This window comes from Flavisolibacter nicotianae (assembly GCF_003628535.1).
Taxonomy (GTDB): Bacteria; Bacteroidota; Bacteroidia; order Chitinophagales; family Chitinophagaceae; genus Flavisolibacter; species Flavisolibacter nicotianae.
In genome coordinates this window covers 66,457-87,005 of sequence record NZ_RBCI01000005.1, presented here as the reverse complement: position 1 = coordinate 87,005, position 20,549 = coordinate 66,457, and the positions used below count along the sequence as shown (strand labels likewise).

22 protein-coding genes are annotated in these 20,549 nt (G+C 48.1%); 6 read left to right on the top strand and 16 right to left on the bottom strand.

Features of this window, described 5'->3' with window-relative positions:
• Nucleotides 1-17 precede the first annotated feature (17 nt).
• Nucleotides 18-962: a glycosyltransferase family 2 protein gene (locus D6024_RS15055; RefSeq protein WP_121355472.1), complete on the bottom strand. Its 945-nt coding sequence runs from the start codon at nucleotides 960-962 to the stop codon at nucleotides 18-20.
• A 52-nt stretch (nucleotides 963-1,014) separates the two neighbouring features.
• On the opposite strand from D6024_RS15055, the gene D6024_RS15050 reads away from it, so the two are divergent.
• Both D6024_RS15050 and D6024_RS15045 read left to right on the top strand, forming a co-directional pair.
• Nucleotides 1,015-1,791 (top strand): FkbM family methyltransferase, encoded by a 777-nt coding sequence (locus D6024_RS15050; protein WP_162944785.1) that lies wholly within the window; start codon nucleotides 1,015-1,017, stop codon nucleotides 1,789-1,791.
• Complete coding sequence (locus tag D6024_RS15045; RefSeq protein WP_162944784.1) at nucleotides 1,788-2,642, top strand: alpha-1,2-fucosyltransferase; 855 nt, start codon at nucleotides 1,788-1,790, stop codon at nucleotides 2,640-2,642. The genes D6024_RS15050 and D6024_RS15045 overlap by 4 nt, the downstream gene beginning before the upstream one ends.
• Here the strand turns inward: D6024_RS15045 and D6024_RS15040 are convergent.
• Nucleotides 2,639-3,385 carry a menaquinone biosynthetic enzyme MqnA/MqnD family protein gene (locus tag D6024_RS15040; protein WP_240410048.1) on the bottom strand — a complete coding sequence of 249 codons (747 nt, stop codon included), beginning with the start codon at nucleotides 3,383-3,385 and terminating at the stop codon, nucleotides 2,639-2,641. The genes D6024_RS15045 and D6024_RS15040 overlap by 4 nt on opposite strands.
• An 88-nt stretch (nucleotides 3,386-3,473) precedes the next feature.
• Between D6024_RS15040 and purB the strand changes: the two genes are divergently transcribed.
• Nucleotides 3,474-4,820 (top strand): adenylosuccinate lyase, encoded by a 1,347-nt coding sequence (gene purB / locus D6024_RS15035; RefSeq protein WP_121355469.1) that lies wholly within the window; start codon nucleotides 3,474-3,476, stop codon nucleotides 4,818-4,820.
• Nucleotides 4,821-4,823: 3 nt separating this feature from the next.
• Here purB and D6024_RS15030 read toward each other — a convergent pair whose 3' ends face one another.
• The 3 genes from D6024_RS15030 to lepB all read right to left on the bottom strand — a co-directional run bounded on the left by D6024_RS15030 (nucleotide 4,824) and on the right by lepB (nucleotide 7,466).
• Nucleotides 4,824-5,264: a nuclear transport factor 2 family protein gene (locus D6024_RS15030; RefSeq protein ID WP_121355468.1), complete on the bottom strand. Its 441-nt coding sequence runs from the start codon at nucleotides 5,262-5,264 to the stop codon at nucleotides 4,824-4,826.
• A gap of 132 nt (nucleotides 5,265-5,396) precedes the next feature.
• The gene (locus tag D6024_RS15025; protein ID WP_121355467.1) at nucleotides 5,397-5,882 is read right to left on the bottom strand and encodes a cytidine deaminase; all 486 of its coding nucleotides are present in this window, start codon (nucleotides 5,880-5,882) and stop codon (nucleotides 5,397-5,399) included.
• A 54-nt stretch (nucleotides 5,883-5,936) separates the two neighbouring features.
• Nucleotides 5,937-7,466, bottom strand: coding sequence for a signal peptidase I (lepB, locus tag D6024_RS15020; RefSeq protein ID WP_121355466.1), 1,530 nt, complete (start codon nucleotides 7,464-7,466; stop codon nucleotides 5,937-5,939).
• A 107-nt stretch (nucleotides 7,467-7,573) separates the two neighbouring features.
• Here lepB and D6024_RS15015 point away from each other — a divergent pair, with 107 nt between their 5' ends.
• A complete protein-coding gene (locus D6024_RS15015; protein WP_121355465.1) occupies nucleotides 7,574-8,455 on the top strand; it encodes a MerR family transcriptional regulator in 882 nt (293 codons plus the stop codon).
• A gap of 94 nt (nucleotides 8,456-8,549) precedes the next feature.
• Here D6024_RS15015 and D6024_RS15010 read toward each other — a convergent pair whose 3' ends face one another.
• The 3 genes from D6024_RS15010 to D6024_RS15000 form a co-directional block, all read right to left on the bottom strand.
• Nucleotides 8,550-9,713: a sigma-54-dependent transcriptional regulator gene (locus D6024_RS15010; RefSeq protein WP_121355464.1), complete on the bottom strand. Its 1,164-nt coding sequence runs from the start codon at nucleotides 9,711-9,713 to the stop codon at nucleotides 8,550-8,552.
• A gap of 406 nt (nucleotides 9,714-10,119) precedes the next feature.
• Nucleotides 10,120-11,106 carry a pyruvate dehydrogenase complex E1 component subunit beta gene (locus D6024_RS15005; RefSeq protein WP_121355463.1) on the bottom strand — a complete coding sequence of 329 codons (987 nt, stop codon included), beginning with the start codon at nucleotides 11,104-11,106 and terminating at the stop codon, nucleotides 10,120-10,122.
• 104 nt (nucleotides 11,107-11,210) lie between these two features.
• Nucleotides 11,211-11,618 (bottom strand): lipoprotein, encoded by a 408-nt coding sequence (locus tag D6024_RS15000; RefSeq protein WP_121355462.1) that lies wholly within the window; start codon nucleotides 11,616-11,618, stop codon nucleotides 11,211-11,213.
• 87 nt (nucleotides 11,619-11,705) lie between these two features.
• On the opposite strand from D6024_RS15000, the gene D6024_RS14995 reads away from it, so the two are divergent.
• Entirely contained in the window at nucleotides 11,706-11,972 is a 267-nt protein-coding gene (locus tag D6024_RS14995; RefSeq protein WP_121355461.1) for a SemiSWEET family sugar transporter, read from the top strand.
• A 154-nt stretch (nucleotides 11,973-12,126) separates the two neighbouring features.
• On the opposite strand, the gene D6024_RS14990 is transcribed toward D6024_RS14995, so the two are convergent.
• Nucleotides 12,127-13,305, bottom strand: a complete 1,179-nt coding sequence (locus D6024_RS14990; protein ID WP_121355460.1) for a thiolase family protein — start codon at nucleotides 13,303-13,305, stop codon at nucleotides 12,127-12,129.
• A 149-nt stretch (nucleotides 13,306-13,454) separates the two neighbouring features.
• Between D6024_RS14990 and miaE the strand changes: the two genes are divergently transcribed.
• The gene (gene miaE, locus D6024_RS14985) at nucleotides 13,455-14,078 is read left to right on the top strand and encodes a tRNA-(ms[2]io[6]A)-hydroxylase (RefSeq protein ID WP_205573291.1); all 624 of its coding nucleotides are present in this window, start codon (nucleotides 13,455-13,457) and stop codon (nucleotides 14,076-14,078) included.
• A gap of 50 nt (nucleotides 14,079-14,128) precedes the next feature.
• Here miaE and D6024_RS14980 read toward each other — a convergent pair whose 3' ends face one another.
• From D6024_RS14980 to D6024_RS14950, 7 genes are all read right to left on the bottom strand, one after another.
• Nucleotides 14,129-15,127 carry a GSCFA domain-containing protein gene (locus D6024_RS14980; RefSeq protein WP_121355459.1) on the bottom strand — a complete coding sequence of 333 codons (999 nt, stop codon included), beginning with the start codon at nucleotides 15,125-15,127 and terminating at the stop codon, nucleotides 14,129-14,131.
• An 8-nt stretch (nucleotides 15,128-15,135) separates the two neighbouring features.
• The gene (locus tag D6024_RS14975) at nucleotides 15,136-15,996 is read right to left on the bottom strand and encodes a hydroxymethylglutaryl-CoA lyase (protein ID WP_121355458.1); all 861 of its coding nucleotides are present in this window, start codon (nucleotides 15,994-15,996) and stop codon (nucleotides 15,136-15,138) included.
• 9 nt (nucleotides 15,997-16,005) lie between these two features.
• A complete protein-coding gene (rlmB, locus tag D6024_RS14970; protein WP_121355679.1) occupies nucleotides 16,006-16,779 on the bottom strand; it encodes a 23S rRNA (guanosine(2251)-2'-O)-methyltransferase RlmB in 774 nt (257 codons plus the stop codon).
• Nucleotides 16,780-16,786: 7 nt separating this feature from the next.
• Nucleotides 16,787-17,236, bottom strand: a complete 450-nt coding sequence (locus D6024_RS14965; protein ID WP_121355457.1) for an RES family NAD+ phosphorylase — start codon at nucleotides 17,234-17,236, stop codon at nucleotides 16,787-16,789.
• Nucleotides 17,237-17,242: 6 nt separating this feature from the next.
• On the bottom strand, nucleotides 17,243-17,707 hold the full coding sequence (gene parS / locus D6024_RS14960; protein WP_121355456.1) for a type II RES/Xre toxin-antitoxin system antitoxin: 465 nt from the start codon (nucleotides 17,705-17,707) through the stop codon (nucleotides 17,243-17,245).
• Between the two features lie 86 nt (nucleotides 17,708-17,793).
• Nucleotides 17,794-19,047: a methionine adenosyltransferase gene (gene metK / locus D6024_RS14955; protein WP_121355455.1), complete on the bottom strand. Its 1,254-nt coding sequence runs from the start codon at nucleotides 19,045-19,047 to the stop codon at nucleotides 17,794-17,796.
• Nucleotides 19,048-19,129: 82 nt separating this feature from the next.
• Complete coding sequence (locus tag D6024_RS14950; RefSeq protein ID WP_121355454.1) at nucleotides 19,130-20,542, bottom strand: DUF4270 family protein; 1,413 nt, start codon at nucleotides 20,540-20,542, stop codon at nucleotides 19,130-19,132.
• Between the last annotated feature and the right edge of the window lie 7 nt (nucleotides 20,543-20,549).

Here is a 20,549-nt window from a genome sequence, read left to right as displayed (position 1 = left end):
AATGTAGCCGTTTCGCCCTACCGGTTGACCCGGGAAGTCAGCCGCTGGAAGGCATAATCGACTGCCATAAATGATTTGGAAACAAAACCCAGCCGAAGGATTTGTTTGGGTATCTTATGTTGAAAGCGGATTATCCGCCGTACAAAAGGGGGAATGTCTTTATCTGCGAGTTGCAGCCGGGACAGTTGCTGTACGGATTGAATGCCTGCGTTGCGCAACAGGCGCCAATAAAAATCAAAAAGCCTTAGTGAGCGAACCCGAAAGGCCCTGTCTGCTGCAAATGAAATGTTTTCATATAAAAGGACATCGTAATTATCAACACACTCGTTGGATATCTGACCTTCATGAATCCCGATTCGAACCAGTTCTTTGTCCACGTAATAAAACTTTCTTTTCTTACGGAACAGTCGAATGTACATTTCGATGTCGACAATCCATTTATAGGTCGGATTGTACCACTCAAGCGCAGAAGACCGAAGCATAACATTGCTCGGCGCACCGATGGTGTTCCCTGTGATCAGTCGTTCGGGATCGGAATAATAACGGGCAAAATAAGTAGCGGAAAATGCCCTTGTGCCCGACAGACGATTGATGGTCGGGTTCCGCCCAAATACAAAATCCACAGAAGGATCGTCAAAAAAAGGCCGGAGAAAAACGGCCAGGCTGTCCTGGTCAGCCAATTCATCGTCGTGGTGCAACAACAACACAAAATCCCCTTTTGCCATTTGCAAAGCGGCATTCCAGTTAGCGGGAGCACCCAGGGGTTTTGCATTGTGTTGATACCTGATTGAAAGATGATCTGTAAACCTGTCAATGACTATCTTTACGGCATCATCGGGAGTGTCGTCGGAAACGAGCACTTCCACCTGCTTGTACGTTTGTCTTGCAATAGAAGCCAGGCATCGTTCCAATAAATCTGGTTGACGGTACGCTGGAATACAGATGCTAACAAAATGAATCATACTAGAAATGGCCGTTCGAATCACAAATATACTTAACGGAGTCCGGGGAACATTGCTCAGAAAGAAAAGGCAAAGCCGATTTGCCCGCCTTTCGTGGCTTCAGGAAAAAATTCTCAAACACGAAGAAGACCAGTCAATCAAAACCATTCGACTCAACGATCAGCAAATTAGTTACAAGAGGCCTTACGAACTCCGCCACACCTACCAGGAACTTTTTGAAGAAGAAATTTACAGGTTCAAAAGCACGAAACCAGATCCGTTTGTAATTGACTGCGGATCCAACATTGGCCTAAGTGTGCTTTACCTGAAAAAGCTTTACCCTGTAGCAACCATCCTCGCATACGAACCGGATGCTGACAATTTTCAGCTTCTCCAAAAAAACGTAGCGCAAAATAATTTAACCGGTGTGGAGTGCCGGCAAAAAGCTGTCTGGATTCATAACGATACATTGACGTTTGCCTCGGATGGTTCACAGGGAAGTAAGATTGCGGAAAAGGATTACGGAAGAAAAAGCGTGAAAGTACAGGCCGAGCGTCTGGCCGACGTCTTGAAGGCAAACAAGGTTGATTTCCTCAAAATAGACATTGAGGGCGCAGAAGTAGACGTGATGGCAGATTGCGAGCCATATTTGGCCAACGTGAATCAGCTTTTTGTTGAATACCATGGAAAGGTAGAAGAAAGCGAGAAACTTGCCCGGTTGCTGCAGATCGTAAAGGGCACATACAAAGTTTACATTAAAATGGCAGCCGACTCCCTTGAATCTCCCTTTGTCAATCAATCTACCGGCGGTGCATTCGATGTTCAATTAAATATTTTCTGTTACCGGTGATCATCATTAGAATTGTTGGCGGATTGGGCAACCAGCTTTTCCAATATGCTGCTGCAAGAGCCCTCGCGGAAAAGCGGGGTGTTGAGCTGAAATTGGATGTTGCCGGGATAGCCGGCGACACTTTTCGAAAGTTTGACCTGGCAAAATTCAACATTCCGCTTGCGTATGCTTCGGGTGAAGAAATCAAAAAAAGAAAAGCTGCGAATACATTTCAACGTGTGAAACAAAGGCTATTGCCGCATGCCTTCAAGTCCTTCTACAAAGAACCCCATTTCCATTTCGACCCCGCATTTTTTCGCCTGGGAAAGGATGTTTACCTGCAAGGGTTTTTCCAGTCGGAGAAATATTTTCGTTCCATCCAAAACCAGCTTCGAAAGGATTTTGATGTTTCACACCTGGTAAACGATTCGATAAAGGTTTTGGCGGCCGAATTGAATAAAGAGAACAGTATTTCAATTCACATTCGCAGAGGGGATTACCTGGACGATAAGATCCTTAAATATCACGGTATTCTGCCTGCAAACTATTATGCCGGTGCTATTGGTTTAATGAGAGAAAAATTCCCGGCCGCACGGTTTTATCTTTTTTCAGACAACCCGGTTACCGCGAGCAAGGAACTGGCACAGCCAGATGTCAGAATTATTTCGGGAACGATTACCAGCAATCATTTTGAGGATCTTTACCTGATGCAAAACTGCCGTCACAACATCATTGCCAACAGCAGCTTTAGCTGGTGGGCCGCCTGGCTAAATAACAACACTGACAAAACGGTAATTGCACCAAAGAACTGGTTTAACGAAGGCCCCAAAGACACGAAGGACCTTTTGCCCGAAACCTGGATAAAAGGTTAAATGATCGCTTTCAGCTTCTCCAGGAAAAGCGCCATACCTTTTTTCTTTTCTTCCGTCAGTTCATAACTGATGCACTTTGTGTAATAGTTTAGGAGGTCGTAGGCCGGAAAAGGATTTTCTTTTGCCGCATCTGTGATATGCGACAAACCCTGCCTGTTTGCCTCGTTGAACTTTTGTTCGAATTCTGCCGGCAATTTTTTGTTGGCAATCCAGGCAGCAAACACGAAAGGCAAGCCGGTATGCTCTTTCCAGGCTTCGCCGAGATCGTAAATGTAAGCCGAACGCTGCCGCTGTTCCAGTGCCCTGTCACCGATCACAACGCCTGCCGTTGTGCCGCAAATGTGCGCTCGGTAATCTTCACCGGATGCATTAACAAGTACCACGTTTTTTTTCCAGTATTCCTTAAGCAGGATGCGGGCAAGGTTTACCGATGTGCGGGATTGGTAATCGAGTAAAACCGTTTCGATTTCTTCCATCGGAACCTGGCTGAAAATGCAAACGGAAGCCACCGCTCCCTCCGCACCGATACACACATCACCGACAACATGCCAGGAGGCCAGCTTTGTTGTTGCGGCAACAGGTATCAAACCAACATCGACCTGATCGTCGATCAGCATCTGGGCAATTTTGGCCGGGTAGTCTTCAATCAGTTCGATTTCGTTCAGAACGTCGTGCCGGCGAATACCGTACAACAGGGGCTTGGTGTTTAAATAGCTTACGGCTGCCACTCTTATCTTCTTCAAATCCGCTAATTTTGATGCGCAAAGATAACCGCGGATAAAGCCCGAATACGAAACAGTTGGCAGGATTATCCGCTCCCAATTAGCAACTATGGATCTATGTTCCCTCACGGCCATTTCGGCCATCGACGGCCGCTATCGCAGCCAGGTACAGCACCTCGATGAATATTTTTCGGAGTATGCCCTGATGAAATACCGGGTATTGGTGGAGGTTGAATACCTGCTTTTTCTTGCCCAGAAAAAGTTGTTTCAACTTCCGGACGCCACGACAGCCGAATTGCATGCCATTAAAGAGAATTTTTCCCTCGAAGATGCGCAGCAAATCAAGGCCATCGAAAAAACAACCAATCACGATGTAAAAGCCGTGGAGTATTTTATTAAAGAACGTCTCCGTGCTGTCGGTGAAGAAAAGGCCCTGGAATGGGTACACTTTGGCCTGACCTCGCAAGATATCAATAATACAGCCATTCCCCTTTCGTGGAAGCATGCGTTGGAGTTCGAATACCTGCCCTCCCTGCTGAACCTGAACCGCGAAATCAGGCTGCTTGCAAAAGAATGGAAAGAGATTCCGATGCTGGCCCGCACACACGGGCAACCGGCAAGTCCGACGCGATTGGGAAAAGAGCTGATGGTGTTTGTCGAGCGGATCGAAAATGCCGTCGAGCAAATCCTTTTCATCCCGGTAAGTGCCAAATTCGGTGGGGCCACCGGCAATTTTAATGCACACTACATTGCCTATCCTAAACGCGACTGGATCCAGTTGGCCAATGAATTCGTTGAAGACGTGCTCGGCCTCCAGCGCCTGCAGTTCACCACGCAGATTGAACACTACGATAATCTGGCCGCCTCCTTCGATGCGATGAAGCGCACCAACAACATCCTGGTGGATTTTTGCCGCGACGTCTGGACTTATATCTCGATGGACTATTTCAAGCAAAAAACCAGGGAGGGTGAAGTTGGTTCTTCGGCGATGCCACACAAGGTAAATCCGATCGATTTTGAGAATGCCGAAGGGAACCTTGGCGTTGCCAATGCATTGCTGGAGCACCTCTCGGCCAAGCTGCCTGTTTCTCGCCTGCAACGCGACCTTACAGACTCCACTGTATTGCGAAACATTGGCGTACCCATGGCACACATGGCTATTGCCTTCCGGTCGATCGAAAAGGGGCTGGGCAAGCTGGTGCTGAACAGCGAGAAGATTTATGCAGACCTGGATGAAAACTGGGCTGTTGTGGCAGAAGCCATTCAAACCATTTTACGCCGGGAAGCGTATCCCAATCCGTATGAAGCACTGAAGGACCTGACGAGAGGCAAAAAAGCCATCACCAAAACAACCATTCACCAATTCATCGACGGTCTAGAGATTTCGGCTGCCCTGAAAAAAGAATTAAAAGCCATCTCCCCGCACAATTATACAGGCATTCATCCCGAGTACTAACGGTCACAAACAGCCTTTGCGGCGGCGGGTGTCGATGAGGTACTGGATTTTCCAAACACCGTTCACCCTCACCAGTTGGAAGGAGTCCACACCGCAATGGCTGAATTTCCCGGCGTAATAAAACTGGTAAGGCGTCCAGGCCACCGCCAGGGCATCATCAACTTTTATTGTCTCAAAGACGATACGTTCGTCGGCCGAATCTTTGGGTAATGTTGCGACCTGCTTTGCAAATTCAGCCACGTCCTCGTTCCGTATCTTTCCACTGGCGGTGATGGTTTGCAAAATTGCACTGTCGGCAAAGCATCGTTGAAGGCTGTTCGCATCACTGTTTTTCATAGCCGCGAATAATTGGTTGATGACAGCCTTGATCGAATCTTCGGCTTGCTGCGCATGCGCATTTCCGATCCAAATAGAAAGCAGCAAGAAAAACAATCCTTTTTTCATATAGGCAAGATAGCATTTCAGCAATTGCTATCTAAACCGCTTATCCGTTTAGCAGCATAAAAAAAGAATCGCTTCAATTGAAGCGATTCATAATAAAGTACTATTTAAGCATGGAAATTGAGCGCCTGATCACTATCGCAGCTCCTGGCTGGTAAATGCCAGAGGCAAAAGTCGGCTGGCACTGTCAATCACATATACCGGTCCTTCCATTCCGCCAAGGATCAACTGAACCGGGTGGTTAACGCGGCTCTCAAACTCCTGCAATGATTGCCGGCAAATGCCACAAGGCGAAATCGGATGATCGCTTTTCTGGTGGTCGCTTTTGTAACTGATTGCAATGGTCTCAATGGGCACCCGCGGGAAAAGAGATGAAATGGAAGCCAGCAAAACCCTTTCCGCACAAAGACCAACAGGGAACGACGCATTCTCCTGGTTGCTGCCGGCGACGATTTCGCCATTGGCCATTTTGGCCACAGCCCCTACCTGGAAATTGGAATACGGTGCATAAGCATTGGACGTTACCTCTCTTGCCTCGTTGAGCAGCCATTGCTGTTCTTCGGGAAGTTCGGATATGTTATCGTACACTTTGTAGTTAAACTCAAATTTGTTTTCTTTCATGTTTCAGTATTGGAGACAAAAATGCCCCGTTTTTGCGGGGCGCTTAAAGGTAGTTTATTTTACGATATGAAACAGTCGTTTCCAGCGTGGGCCGCTGTCGTAGCTGAACCAGATCAACCAAGCTTTTCCTACCACCCTGTCTTCCGGCACAAAACCCCAGAAACGGCTATCCTGTGATCCTTGCCTGTTATCACCCATCATCCAGTAATAATCCATCTTGAAGGTATATGATGTGGCTTCTTTCCCGTTGAGGTAGAACTTACCATCTTTTTCCAATAAGTCGTTGTGTTCATAAACACGGATCGCTCTTTCATAAACCGGGTACGTTTCTGCTGTCAGTGGCAGCACACCACCTTTCCGGGGGATCCAGATAGGACCATAGTTATCCCTCGTCCAGTTGTGCACTTTGTCATACGGAAAAACTGGTGAATTGCCCGGTACATTCGGATTGGGGATCACCTTGTATCCCTGTTTCAGAAAATCCTGCCGTGCCTGTTCGGTCAGCACAATGTTGTACTCGAATGGCTTGGCCGTTTGCTCAAACTCGCCTTTTTCCTGGTCGATATCGTACTGCTCCTTCATGGAGATGGCATCCAGGGTTTGCCCGTTGGTGATCACGGTGTATTTGATCAGGGACTTGGGCGGGTTGGGCTCCATCTTCCCGTTAACGAATACCGTGTTGCTGCGCACTTCCACCGTATCACCGGCTACACCTGTACATCGCTTGATATAGTTGTCCGATTTATCGGCCGGGTGAACCGCCAGTGGATATTGCTCCGGATGCTGCATAATGAAATTGCGGCCGATATCGGAGTTGCCGTTGCCCATTATACGAATCACATCATAATACGGCTGTGCCGACTGAAAATCCGGCAAATTTATCACCGTATCGCCGGCCGGGAAATTGAACACCACGACGTCGCCCCTTTCCACCGGTGACGACCACCAGCGGATGTACGGCAAATGAACCAACGTAGTATAGGATTTCTTATTTGTGCCGGGAAGGTAATTGTGTACAAACGGAACGGATAATGGCGTGTTGGGAATGCGTGGACCATAACTGAACTTGCTGACAAAAAGAAAATCGTTGATCAGCAAGGTCTTTTCCATAGAGCCCGAAGGAATGGTGTAGGCTTCAAAAACAAACGTACGGATCAGCGTGGCAGCCACCACTGCAAAGATCGCAGCGTCCACCCATTCCCGCCAGGCGGGTTTTACATACCGTCTCACGCCTTCGGGTCCGATATAGCGCACCTTATCGTTATAACCGAGATAGGGAAAATAGAAGGGAGCAAAGAGCGCTGCCAGCGTATGATCGCCCAGGGAAAAGCGGCCGAACAGTTTTACCCATTCAATGTAAATACCCGGTGTAATAAACCAGCCGACCACTGGAATAAACTGCCAGAAAACCCAGTGCCTGGGACGCTTTGCAAGTTCCTGCATCACCCATGTATTGTAAAAAGGAATATATGCCTTCCACGTTGCAACACCCGCTTTTTGAAACATCTTTGCCAAGCCGAACGAAGGAAGAAAAACGAGCAGGAAAGAAATGAGGTAGACAGTCAGAACGTGTGAAAGCGGCATTCGTGTATTTTTAAAACGGACAAATTTATTACTTTAACCAAGTTAGCCGTGGAAATGTATAAAAAGTTTTTGTGTTCAGGGAGCGGCTTAACTTTTCTTAACGATTTATGCAAAGTTTCAGCATCAGGCAGATCGAACTTCTTACCGGTATCAAATCGCATACGCTTCGTATCTGGGAATTGCGGTACGATTTCTTTAAGGCTCCGCGCAAGGAAAGCAACCTGCGTTTTTATACAAATGACGACCTGAAAAAACTGCTTTGCATTTCATTTCTTTATCACAATGGCTGGAAGATATCGAAGATCGCTTCCCTGTCGGACGCCGAGGTTATAACCGAGGTAGAGAACATCCCGGTTGATAAAAACAACTATCCAACGGCGATACAGCACTTGCTGAAAGCGGCGATCGATTTTGATGAATCAGCGTTTCTTTCTATCCTGAATGAACTGCAGGCGAAGATCGGGTTTGAAAAACTGGTTACCGAAGTCTGTTATCCCTACCTGGTACGCATCGGTCTTTTGTGGGATACCAGTAAAGTGATTCCGGCACAGGAGCATTTTTCTTCATATCTCATTCAAAACCGGGTCATCAGCGAGACAGAAACACTTTCGGCAATGCAAAACGGGGACCCTGAACTTGTTTTGTTCTGCCCGGAAAATGAATTTCACGAGTTGCCACTCCTGTTCATTAATTATCTCCTTCGGAAAAATGGCTGGCGGGTCCTTTATCTTGGCTCCAACAGCAAACTGGAAGACCTCCGCGAGGCGGCGAACGTTCCGGGTGTCCGCTACCTTTATCTTCACCTCATCACCAACTTCACCGGAGTAAGCCTGGACGACTATTTTGAATTGCTTCGAAAATCGTTCCCGGATAAAATCATTGTGGCATCTGGTAAAAGCCTACAGCAAAGCCAGCGAAGTTTTGTCAACTTCCGGTTGTTGCGAAGAGACGACGAAATTTACGTCTTTGCGGAAAAGGGAAAAGCGTGAGTACACGCTAAAGACAAACTGGCTAAGCCTCGTGTTCGGGAATTGTTCACGAGCTTCTCGTAATGCCAGATTCATCCAATGAGGATGATTACATTTATTTTTTGGGCAAGACATATGCCTTCACGTCGTCAAGCGTGATGGCTTTCCCGGAGAGAATAACCAGCCGTTCCACCACGTTGCGCAGTTCCCGGATGTTGCCGGTCCAGTTGTAGTCCTGCAGCGCTTTCTGCGCATCCGGGGCAATCTCTTTCCGAGCCACGCCATAATCTTCGCAAATTTCATCGAGGAAACTTTCAACGAGCAGTGGAATGTCCTCCCGCCGTTCGTTCAGCGAAGGCACGTGCACGAGGATCACGCTCAGACGGTGGTACAGGTCCAGCCGGAAGTTCTTCTCCTCTACTTCCTTTAGCAGGTCTTTGTTAGTCGCCGCAATAACCCGCACATCTACGTTGATATCCTTGTCCGCGCCTACCCGGGTGATTTTCCCTTCCTGCAAAGCTCGCAGCACTTTAGCCTGTGCGGAAAGACTCATATCACCGATCTCGTCGAGAAACAAGGTTCCGCCATTTGCCTGTTCAAATTTTCCAATGCGCTGTTTAATGGCTGAAGTGAAAGAACCCTTTTCGTGGCCAAACAGTTCGCTTTCGATCAACTCGCTGGGAATGGCTGCACAATTCACTTCTACCAGTGGACTATCAGCACGGCTGCTCTTTTCGTGCAGCCAGCGGGCAACCAGTTCCTTCCCTACCCCGTTTTCACCGGTAATTAATACTCTCGCCTCTGTTGGAGCAACTTTTTCAATGGTCTCCTTGATCTGGCGGATGGGCTCTGATTCGCCGATCATTTCCTGCACTTTCAGGGCTTTCCGTTTCAGACGCTTTGTTTCGCTGACCAGCGTGTTGCGCTCCATCGCGTTGCGGATGGTAATGAGCAGGCGGTTCAGATCCGGTGGCTTTTGGATAAAATCGTACGCCCCTTTTTTAACGGCTTCCACGGCGGTTTCGATGTTGCCATGACCAGAGATGATGATAATGGGAACATCGGGATTGCTTTCCACTGCTTTTTGCAGGAACTCCAGCCCGTCGATCTTCGGCATCTTGATATCACAAAGAACAGCGTCAAAGGTTTTCTCCTTGAACTTGCGCAGGCCTTCTTCGCCATCAGCCGCTTCTTCAATCTTGTAACCCTCAAACGAAAGAATTTCCGTCAGTGTTTTGCGAATCGCTTTTTCATCATCAATAATCAGGAGCGTGGCCATGGGTAGAAATTAGGAGCGCAAAGTAAAACAAAAGTTGGCAGTAAGCAGTTGACGTGAGGAAGTAAAGAGATAGTATTTTGATTTCGCAAGAAGTAATATTTGGAGGTCAGCCAGTTTGCAACCGGTGGTGTTCCGTTGCCAACCGCTTGCCGTAAACTGTCCCGTCTAGTCAATAAGTGGAAACCTGTAGAAAAAAATAAAGGCCGGATAGAAATCCAGCCTCGTGTAAAATCCAATATCCTATGAAAAACCGAGACAAAGATGCAAGTCTTATTTCAAATATCAAAACATTTGCGGAAAATTATTTTTTACCTTTTTGCTTGAAAATGAAAAAGTTGTGTCTTTTGAACACAACTTTTTCAAAAAATACCCCGTTTGGGGTATGGCCACCCCAGGTTGGCCAAAATTATTTTTTAAGATATAAAACTTCCTTTACCAGTTTGACTGTCCGGGGCACATCGGGCAAAGCAGCCGCAACCAGGTTGGGCGCATAGTGCAGCGGGGCATCGGCGGCCGTCATCCGGCGAATTGGCGCATCGAGATAGTCGAAACCTTCTTTCTGAATGCGATATGACAGTTCGGAGGAAACCGAAGCGTAAGGCCACTCCTCTTCAATGATCACGAGGCGATTGGTCTTTTTTACACTTTCGAGAACGGTCATCCAGTCTAGCGGACGGATACTGCGCAGGTCGATAACTTCAGCGCTGATATTTTCCTTCTCCAGTTCGGCAGCAGCGCCCAAAGCGACTTTCATCATTTTATTGAAAGAAACGATCGTCACATCATTTCCCTGCCTTTTTACATCCGCTTTTCCAAGCGGGATATAATATTCTTCTTCCGGAACTTCGCCTTTGTCGCCGTACATCAGTTCACTTTCCATGAAAACCACGGGATCTTCTTCGTAGCGGATGGCCTGTTTCAACAAGCCTTTGGCATCGTAGGGATTGCTCACTGACACGACTTTCAACCCCGGGATGTTAGCATACAGCGCCTCAAATGCGGTAGAGTGCTGCGCACCCAACTGGCCGGCAGATCCGTTAGGACCGCGGAACACGATCGGACAGGTAATTTGCCCACCGCTCATCGCCAGCATCTTTGAAGCCGTATTGAGAATCTGGTCCAGCGCCAGCACGGCAAAGTTCCAGGTCATGAATTCCACTACCGGGCGAAGGCCGTTCTGTGCCGCACCTACTCCAATGGCTGCAAAGCCCAGTTCGGCAATCGGCGTATCGATGACACGCTTGGGTCCGAACTCTGCCAGCATACCCTGGCTTACCTTGTACGCACCATTGTACTCGGCTACTTCTTCACCCATTAAGAAAACAGATTCATCCCTGCGCATTTCTTCGCTCATGGCTTCACGCAAGGCCTCCCGGAAAGTGATTTGTCTCATGTATTTTGGAATTGAAAGGTGGGCAAAAATAGCAGACAACCATCAATTTACCTAAAAATGAAACGGCCCTGTTTTCGCAGGGCCGTCTACCGTATAAAAAAGGTTTATTGTCCCAGACATTCTTTAGCCAGGTCAGTCATTTTCGCCTGGTCTAATTTGCCGGCGTCGGCTGCATTGGGATATAGTTTCTCTATCTTATCCAGCATGCAGGAACAGTAGTTTTTAGCACCGACTTCGCCCATTCCGGACTTTGCCTGGCTAACACAAGTGCTCATAAACGTGTCTTTTTCTGAAGGAGCCCAACCGGCGGCGTAGCTGGCCGTCTTCCTTTTTTCAACGCTGTCGGTTCGGTCACCGGTTTTCGTGTCTTCTTCCGGTTCATCGTCTTTCAATGGCTTTTTAATTGCCGACGTCTCTTCGGTTTCGTCTTCGCCTTTGGATTTCTTTTTGTTTAGGTCTGCACAGGATGTCAGTACAAATGCTGCAAGCGCATAGAGCAGGATTTTTCTCATGATTCGTTTTTGGTTGGTTTGAGTGGGCAAAATAGACATTTTCGCCGATACAGGGCGGTGGCAGATACTTTGCAACCAAACCAATCCATGAATTGGACTCAAGTGATTGGTTTGTTTGCAGGCATCTGTACGTCTTCCTCTCTCCTGCCGCAACTCATAAAAACCATCCGGGAAAAAAAAGCGGAAGAAATTTCAAAGCTCATGTTGTTTGTGCTGATGACCGGTGTGGCAACCTGGGTTGTCTATGGAATCCTTAAAGAGGATATGCCCATTATTCTCACCAATTCATTTTCCTTGTTGTTGAACATTACAATGCTAGTTCTTCGCTTCAAATACAGCCGGAAAGGCAAATAGGGCAAATAGCGAGTCCTGAAAAGTCAGTAGCGAGGAGTCATTTTGTACAGTCGTTTCTCAAACTTAAAAACCTCCTGCATGCCAGGAGGTTTTTGTCGAAAAGATTGTTGACACTTGACGACTACTTGCTACATGCAATGTACTGCTCGCTGACTCATACCAGTTCGATGACCATCGCACTGGCACCGCCACCGCCGTTGCAAATACCGGCCGCTCCGATCCTGCCACCTTTTTGTTTCAGTACATGGATCAACGTGACAATGATCCTGGCGCCGCTGCAGCCAAGCGGGTGTCCCAACGAAACGGCACCGCCGTTCACATTGACCTTTGCAGGATCAAGGTGCATATCTTTTGTGTTGACAATACCCACCACGCTGAACGCTTCGTTCAGCTCCACGTAATCGAGGTCGCTCATTTCCAGCCCGGCTTTTTTTACCGCTTTCGGGACAGCAATACTCGGCGTTGTGGTAAACCAGGTTGGCTCCTGTTCGGCATCGGCATAGCTGCGAATCACAGCAATTGGCTTTATGCCCAGTTCATCCGCCTTTTCCTTGCTCATTAAAACCACGGCAGCCGCTCCGTCATTCATAGTGCTGGCGTTGGCTGCGGTTACGGTTCCTTCTTTTCCGAATGCCGGTTTCAGGCTGGCAATTTTATCAAACTTTACGTTCCAGGGCTCTTCATCACGGTCCACCACCACTTCGCCTTTTTTGGAAGAGATCACCACCGGCACAACTTCTTCCTTAAAGCGGCCTTCGTCCCAGGCTGCCTGGCTGCGTTTGTAACTTTCAATGGCAAAGGCATCCTGTTCTTCGCGACTGATCTTGTTTTCTGCGGCACAGATATCAGCGGCGCAGCCCATGGCAAAATTTCCGTAGCAATCGGTCAGCCCGTCTTTTTGCAAGCCGTCCACCAAAGCCGTTTCACCGTACTTGTTGCCCCAGCGAAGGGCGGGGACATAAAAAGGAACAGCACTCATATTTTCCATACCGCCTGCCACCACGATCTCTGCGTCGCCCAGCAAAATGCTTTGTGCTCCCTGCATGATGGCTTTCATCCCGCTTGCACAAACTTTGTTCACCGTGGTGCAAATGACCTTATCCGGTAGGCCGGCAGCTTTTGCGGCCTGGCGGGAAGGTGCCTGTCCCAGGTTGGCTTGCATCACACAGCCCATCAGCGCCTCATCCACCATGTCGGGATGAACGCCTGCTTTTTCCAGCGCCGCTTTAATGGCGGTGGCTCCGAGTTGCGGAGCAGGAACATCTTTCAGAACACCGCCGAAAGAGCCCATCGGCGTACGTACGGCAGAAACGATATAAACTGTTTTATTCATATAGCATTTTTAGCGAAGCAAATGTAACGCATGTTAGGAGTGCTGGAAAATGGTTTCAGATGGGTTCAATAGCGAATTAAAGGTTTACCTGGGCTCGAATGATCGCTTTTGATCTGTCATTCATCATTCACACAAATTATTTTTGCAGCATGAGCGAGTTTGACGCCAACATCTCAACTGACACGAAGGCCATTCTTGGTTTGCAACTTCCCACGGATCCGCGCTGGATCAACCTTGCACAAATTTCGTTGGAAGACGTTTTGATTGACCACGCCTACTGCGAGCAAAAAGCTGCTACGTCCTGTATCTCCATCATCCAACGCTATAGCCAAAAAGAAGAACTGGTGAATGCGCTGGCACCGATCGTTACCGAAGAATGGGGACACTTCCGGCTGGTGCTGGCCGAACTGAAAAAACGTGGCTGGTCGTTGGGTAAACAACGGCGCGATGAGTACGTAAATGCCCTCATCCAGTTTTGCCAGAAAGGCGGTTCGGAAGAAGGCCGGTTCCTCGATCAACTCCTGATGATGGCCATGATCGAAGCCAGGAGTTGTGAACGTTTCAAGCGACTGAGCGAAGGGCTGGACGACGCCTACCTGCGCAAATTTTACCGTCGCTTTATGGAAAGCGAGGCCGGGCATTACACCTTGTTCATTGAACTGGCCGAAACCTATATCGATAAAGAAAAAGTGCGCAGGCGCTGGCAGGAATGGCTGGCCCACGAATCGGAGATCATGAAAACACTGGAAACAAGAGGCGACCGGATGCACTAGCCGCAAAGTAAATCGTTAATGGTTTTAGACAATAATCAGATGAAAAGCGACTAATCGCTCTGCAGAAAAAAATCCAGCTCTTTTTGCAGGTTTAGGTAAGAATATTTTTCCTGCATATCTTTTGTTTTTTGATAATAACTCCAGAGAAACTTTTTATGTTGTTCCGAAGCCGGATTGAAGGGCTTGTGTCGAAAAGCCAGGTTGATCGAATGGATTTCTTCCATTAATTCCTTCGTTTTTTCATCCATACAAGAATCAACGAGTTTCTCCCATACGTACTGCGTTGCAAAATAGTTAGGGTGGACCAGGTCTTCTGCAAAAAAACGATAATCGCGGAGGTCATCGATCACCAGTTCGTAAGCGGGAAAATAAAACAGCTTGTCGAACTTATCCACCAGGTGATGAACGGCGCTGACCAGCACCGCCTTGCTGCGGTTATTTTCCACAACCCCTTCCCGCAAATGCCGCACGGGACTGATGGTGAAAATGATCTTCAGTTTTGGATTGAAAAGGAAAAGACGGTGAATCACGTTGTCTAGTACACGGAGCACTTCTTCCGCAGTCATCAGCCTTCGATAAAACCAATCGGCCGGCGCCTTGTGGTTATTGGCCGCCACGGCACCAAGTTTTGCATTTTCTGCTTTTTCGGTCAGCGTATAAATCCATGAAGATCCCAACGTGATCACCAGGTAATCCGCTTCTTTCAAAAAACGGTGCGCTGTTTTAGTTGACGCATTGATCTTTTGCAGTGCCTCCTCTTCCGTAAAACCAGAAAACCGGCTGTGGTGCTTCCAGCTGTGCCAGGCTTCATTCAGGTAAAACAGGTCCTCTTTCGTTGTTTCTTTTTCCTCGATATAATCTGTCAACGCTTCGGCCACACTCACCGGGTTGAACAAAATCCCATTAGGATTTTGCAGTGTCGTGAATTTGTACCGGTCAAGCTTCTCGCCAATATTCTCTGTAAAACACGAGCCGATCAGCAGTAACCTGTGCCGGTGTGTAATGGGCTCTGGCAGCCTTTTTATGTCGAATTCAAAACGAAACTTCATGACACGAATTATAAAAAGATAGAGGAAGCAAGTTGCAGGCACTTTTGCAAGGCTACTTTATTTAGTCCCTCCAGCAATTTTTTTTCTTCGAGGGATGAGATGATCAGCTCTGTATTCATATTCCCGACAAGCGCATTGCCGGCCATGGGACAACCACCAATACCTTTCAACGCACCGTCGATGCGCCTGCAGCCTGCACCAACCGCAGCATCCAGTTTCTCCCGCCAGTTTTCCAGGGTTGAGTGCAAATGAACACCGATCGTCGTTTGCGGGTATTTAGGAATGAGCGTGTTCAATGCAAAGGCAATCTGCCCTGGGGTAGCCACACCAACCGTATCTGCCAAAGACAGAATCTGAATGTCCCGCTTTATCATTTCCCCGGCCCAACGCAGCAGCACGTCCGCACTGTATTCATCGCCGTACGGATTTCCAAAGCCCATGCTCAGGTAAATCACCAACTGCTTTCCTTTTTGTACACAGCGGTTTTGGATTTCTTCTACCCGCTGCAGGCTTTCGGCGATGGAACTGTTGGTATTCAGCTGCTGAAACGTTTCGGAGATAGAAAAAGGAAAACCGAGATACGTGATTTCATCATATTGAACGGCTTCTTCCGCGCCACGCACATTGACCACTATGGCCAACAGTTTGGAAATGGTCTGCTGCCAGTTCAGTCCTTTCAAGACTTCTTTTGTATCAGCCATCTGCGGAATGGCTTTGGGAGAAACAAAAGAACCAAAATCAATGGTGTGAAAACCGACGTCCAACAACGCATTGATGTAGTCAATTTTTTGTTGTGTGGGGATCAGGTGTGGCCAGCCTTGCATGGCATCACGGGGACATTCGACAAGCTGAACAGGATTCGTTTCCATACGGCCAGTTTACGCTTTGTTGAACAGGCGTTGCTTCATCACTTCATACAGGATCATCCCGGTTGCGACCGAAACGTTGAGTGATTCAAAGTCATTCGCCATGGGTATCTTGAATTTCTCGTCGCTTGCTTTCATCAGTGCAGGATAAATGCCCTTTTCCTCGCTGCCCATGATAATGGCCGCCGGCTCTGTTAAATCAAGTTCAAAGACGGCTTTCTTCGCTGTCATTTCACTTGCCAGTACTTTAATGCCGTTCAGGTGCAATTCATCCACGGCTTTCAGTAAACTGTTGACCCGGCAAACGGCCAGTTTTTCCAGCGCACCTGCCGATGTCAGGATCGCGTCTTCGTTCAGCATGCCCACACCTTTGTCGGGTATAATGATGGCCTGCACACCGGTGCACAGCGCTGTACGGGCAATGCCACCAATGTTGCGGATATCGGTGATGCCGTCAAGGATTAGAAACAGCGGTGTCTCTCCTTTTTCCACCACGAACGAGATCACATCCTGCAGGTCCTGGTAGTGAATCCGTGATAGCATGGCCACGCAGCCTTCATGATGGGGAACGTTGAAGCTGTCCAGCTTTACCGCCGGCACTTTATTAACTGGAATCTGGTTTTGCGTAGCCAGGTTGGAGATCTCAGTTAGTTCTTTTCCGCCAAGGTTGTTTTGCAAGTAGATCCGTTCGAGTGCCTTGCCGGTTTTGATGGCTTCCAGAACGGCCTTCTTCCCAATGACCAGTGAACTTTTTTTAGGCCTGCTTTGTGATCGAAAATTTTTCAACGGCTGATTATTTTTTGATTCGCCTGTCAAAAGTAAAAGGCTCTACTTCTTTTATGCGTACTTTTTTAAAATCGGGGTGAAGCGGGTTCAGGATGTAATTAAATTCTGACGGGATGACAATGGAAGGAAGCCGAAGGGCCAGGTGATTTTGCAGATGCCGGGTACCCCATTCTTTAACATGCAATGATGCCGGTGAACTTGCCCAGCCCGTAGGTAAATCTTTGGTTTGAAAATTTTCCCAGCTCCCGTCGGGAATTTCGTAGGTCGTAAACGATAAATCTTCGGGCATTTGTTCCAACAAAACATTGGCCGCATATTCCAACGCACACAGCGCCTTAGATCCTGCGGTATAGATGCAGGGACACCCGATCACATTCCACCGTCCGCCAAACAACTTTGCCCCCTCTCCTGTCAATTGCCGGGCATACATCGTCGTGCCCAAATGATAAACCTCCATCTTCTATCAGCTGTAAACGCCGTAAGCAATCCGGCCAATCAAATGTTTGACTTCTTCAATTCCATACAGGGTATCAACCAGGCTTAACGGTGTAATGCCGGCCAGCGCCGCGTTTTCCGTCTTCATCCAATTGTTGAACTTTTGCCGGTTGCCAAAAACCTCGTAGCCATATGAATAAAGATCGGCGATCAGAAAAATCCGCTCACTGATATATTGGTCAAACTTTGCTTTGCCTTTCTTGCTGTGGAGTGTTGTTTTAGTCACATTCAACAGCTTTGCCATCGTATCGTAATCCAGTTCCGCACCATTTTTCAGGTTCTCCAGTTCTTCCTTCGACACGCCTTCCTTGATGGCATCAATCTTCTCAAACGAATTCCATTGATAAACGGGGATGACCTTGGCCTTTTTGGATGCAACCTTTGTAAGAGGATTGAGGGTTTGATACACCACGGCCGCTTCCTTCGCCTGCATAGTTTAATTTTTTACTAAGTTAAGTACATTTTTTTACTTTCCCGACAGGGGCAAAAAAAGAGGCTGAAAATACAGCCTCCTTTTTTTTATTTCAATCCGAATGCTTTTTTCACTTTCGGTACATAATCCAGTTTTTCCCAGGTAAACAATTCTACCTTCTTTTTTACTGTTTTGCCATCGGGTGACGTAAACTCTTTGGTCACGACTTCCGGCTTGCGGCCCATGTGGCCGTAGGCTGCGGTTTCGCTGTAGATCGGTGTGCGCAGTTTCAGGCGCTGCTCGATAAAGTAAGGACGCATATCGAACACGCTTTCTACCACGCTGGCAATTTCACCGTCGGTCATGTCCACTTTGGCGGTGCCGTGCGTATTTACATAAATACCCATTGGCTGGGCAACACCGATAGCGTAGGAAACCTGTACCAGCACCTCGTCGCAAACACCGGCAGCAACCAGGTTTTTAGCAATGTGACGCGTAGCATAGGCTGCTGAGCGGTCAACTTTGGAAGGATCTTTACCGCTGAATGCTCCGCCACCGTGGGCGCCTTTTCCGCCGTAGGTGTCAACAATAATCTTACGGCCGGTTAAACCGGTATCACCGTGCGGACCTCCAATCACAAACTTTCCCGTTGGGTTGATGTGGTATTTAATGCCGCCGTTGAACAGTTTAGCATACTTCTTATATTTTGATTTCACACGGGGAATCAAAATATTGATCACGTCTTTTTGGATCTTCTCCTGCATTTTCGCTTCGGTATCGAAATCGTCGTGTTGTGTAGAAATCACAATAGCATCGATGCGGACAGGACGGTTATTGTCATCGTACTCAAGCGTTACCTGGCTTTTTGCATCCGGACGCAGGTATTTGATCTGCTTGTTTTCGCGACGCAGGGCAGCCAGTTCCTGCAGCAACTTGTGCGCCAGGTCAAGTGCCAGCGGCATATAGTCTTCTGTCTCGGCCGTAGCATAGCCAAACATCATTCCCTGGTCGCCAGCGCCTTGCTCCTCTTTTTTCTTCCTGTCAACACCCTGGTTAATATCGGCCGACTGCTCGTGAATGGCAGAAAGCACGCCACAGGAGTTGGCTTCAAACATGTATTCGCTTTTGGTGTAACCAATCCGGCGAATCACCTGGCGGGCAATTTCCTGCACATCCAGGTAAGCTTTTGACTTGACCTCGCCGGCCAGAACCACCTGTCCGGTTGTTACCAATGTTTCGCAGGCAACTTTTGATTCCGGGTCAAAAGCTAAAAAATGATCGATGAGCGCATCGGAAATCTGGTCGGCAACTTTATCGGGATGACCTTCGGATACACTTTCAGACGTAAATAAATAAGGCATGCAACTATTTTTTAGGTTTGGGGGTTGACTTTCCCCAGGAATTTTTTAAATCGGGTGCAAATATAACGACACCCGCCATTTATCAAAGGTTGGAATAAATGATGTGCAAACGCAAGCGTAAAGCCGGATCAGGATAACTATCCCCAGCCAGCACAACGCGGCCTTTGGCGATATTGCTAATGGCCGGAACAGCGAGTTCCTGTCCCACGGATTTCGAAAAGAGATAACTCCGCAACGGGGCGTAAATCCGCATGGTATCATTGGGCTCTTTCCGGGTTGCAATCCCCTGTACATAGCGGGTGATGTTGAAGCGATAGCTGTTATCCGATCGCAGGTAACCGCCAAACAGGCTCAGATCAACCGACCCGGTCGAAGTAATCTGCACATCGTTGTCAAACAGGTGCGCCGTATCGGTGGTGCCTTTGTGATCGAGTAGCAACGTCCTGGGCGTGGTAAAAACTGCATCAGATGCGGAAGGGATGCGGTAAGCTACCAATTCGGCATAATGGATCACCTTATTGGGAAATGCCTGTAAACCTGGCACGTTCACCGAAACATACGAACCCGAAGGCGAAGACTGGATATAAAGCTTTTGTGGTGATGTCTTATTCAGGTTGGCCAGGAACTCACCGGCAGCCGTGCGACGAACCGAATTGGCCTGGCTATAGGTGCTATGAACGAATGTAGCCGACGCGGTGTCGACACCGCCGTTCTTCTTGCGGAAGTATACGGTCAGTCCTGTACCCGCAGCGCTGGACAGGTTAAAATAAGCCAGGGCTCCCGGATTGCTGGCGCTCGTCGTTTTGACAGCCAATCCGCGAAAGGCAGCCCTGAAAAGCGAATCACTTTTATACGGAGCGTTGCTGGTTGTGTCAAATTGGGCCAGGCGTGAACCCAGGGTATTATCAAGACGGATGCGTAACACGTTAGCCACTTTCGATGTGTCGGTTCTGCGGATCAGCGTGATACTGTCTTTCAGGCTTGCCAGGTTAAATGATTTGGTTCCGAAAACAGTACCGGTGTTAAAACCCGGATGATCGTAACGGTAAAGTGTTGTATCGTTGAAATCTGTACCCGGCTGGATTTCGGAAACTTCCACATTTAACTGGCTGGCTGCAGACGTATCACCGTATGCACCGGTATACGCAAGCGACAGCACAACGGAGTCGATAGCGATTACGGAGTCTTTGTTGGTAAACGGCGATGCGCTGTACACCGGGCTGCTCAGGTTAAAAAACATGTCGGCCGTGGTAGAACCAAACACCGGGTCGTCGATGCGGCCAAGCGCCATTTGATCCGAAATCAGATTCCGGATAGAATCGGCTGAGAGATGGTAGTCGGCAAAAACGGTGAGAGTCGTATCAAACGTATTGACATTGTCAACCGCCGGGATCAAACCATCGCCGAGTTGTGTGGGCTCATTTAATTTGGTGCAGGAGAAGAAAAAAACAATTAAACCAAGCGTGAGAAGAGCAGACAAACCTTTGAGCTTCACATCGAAA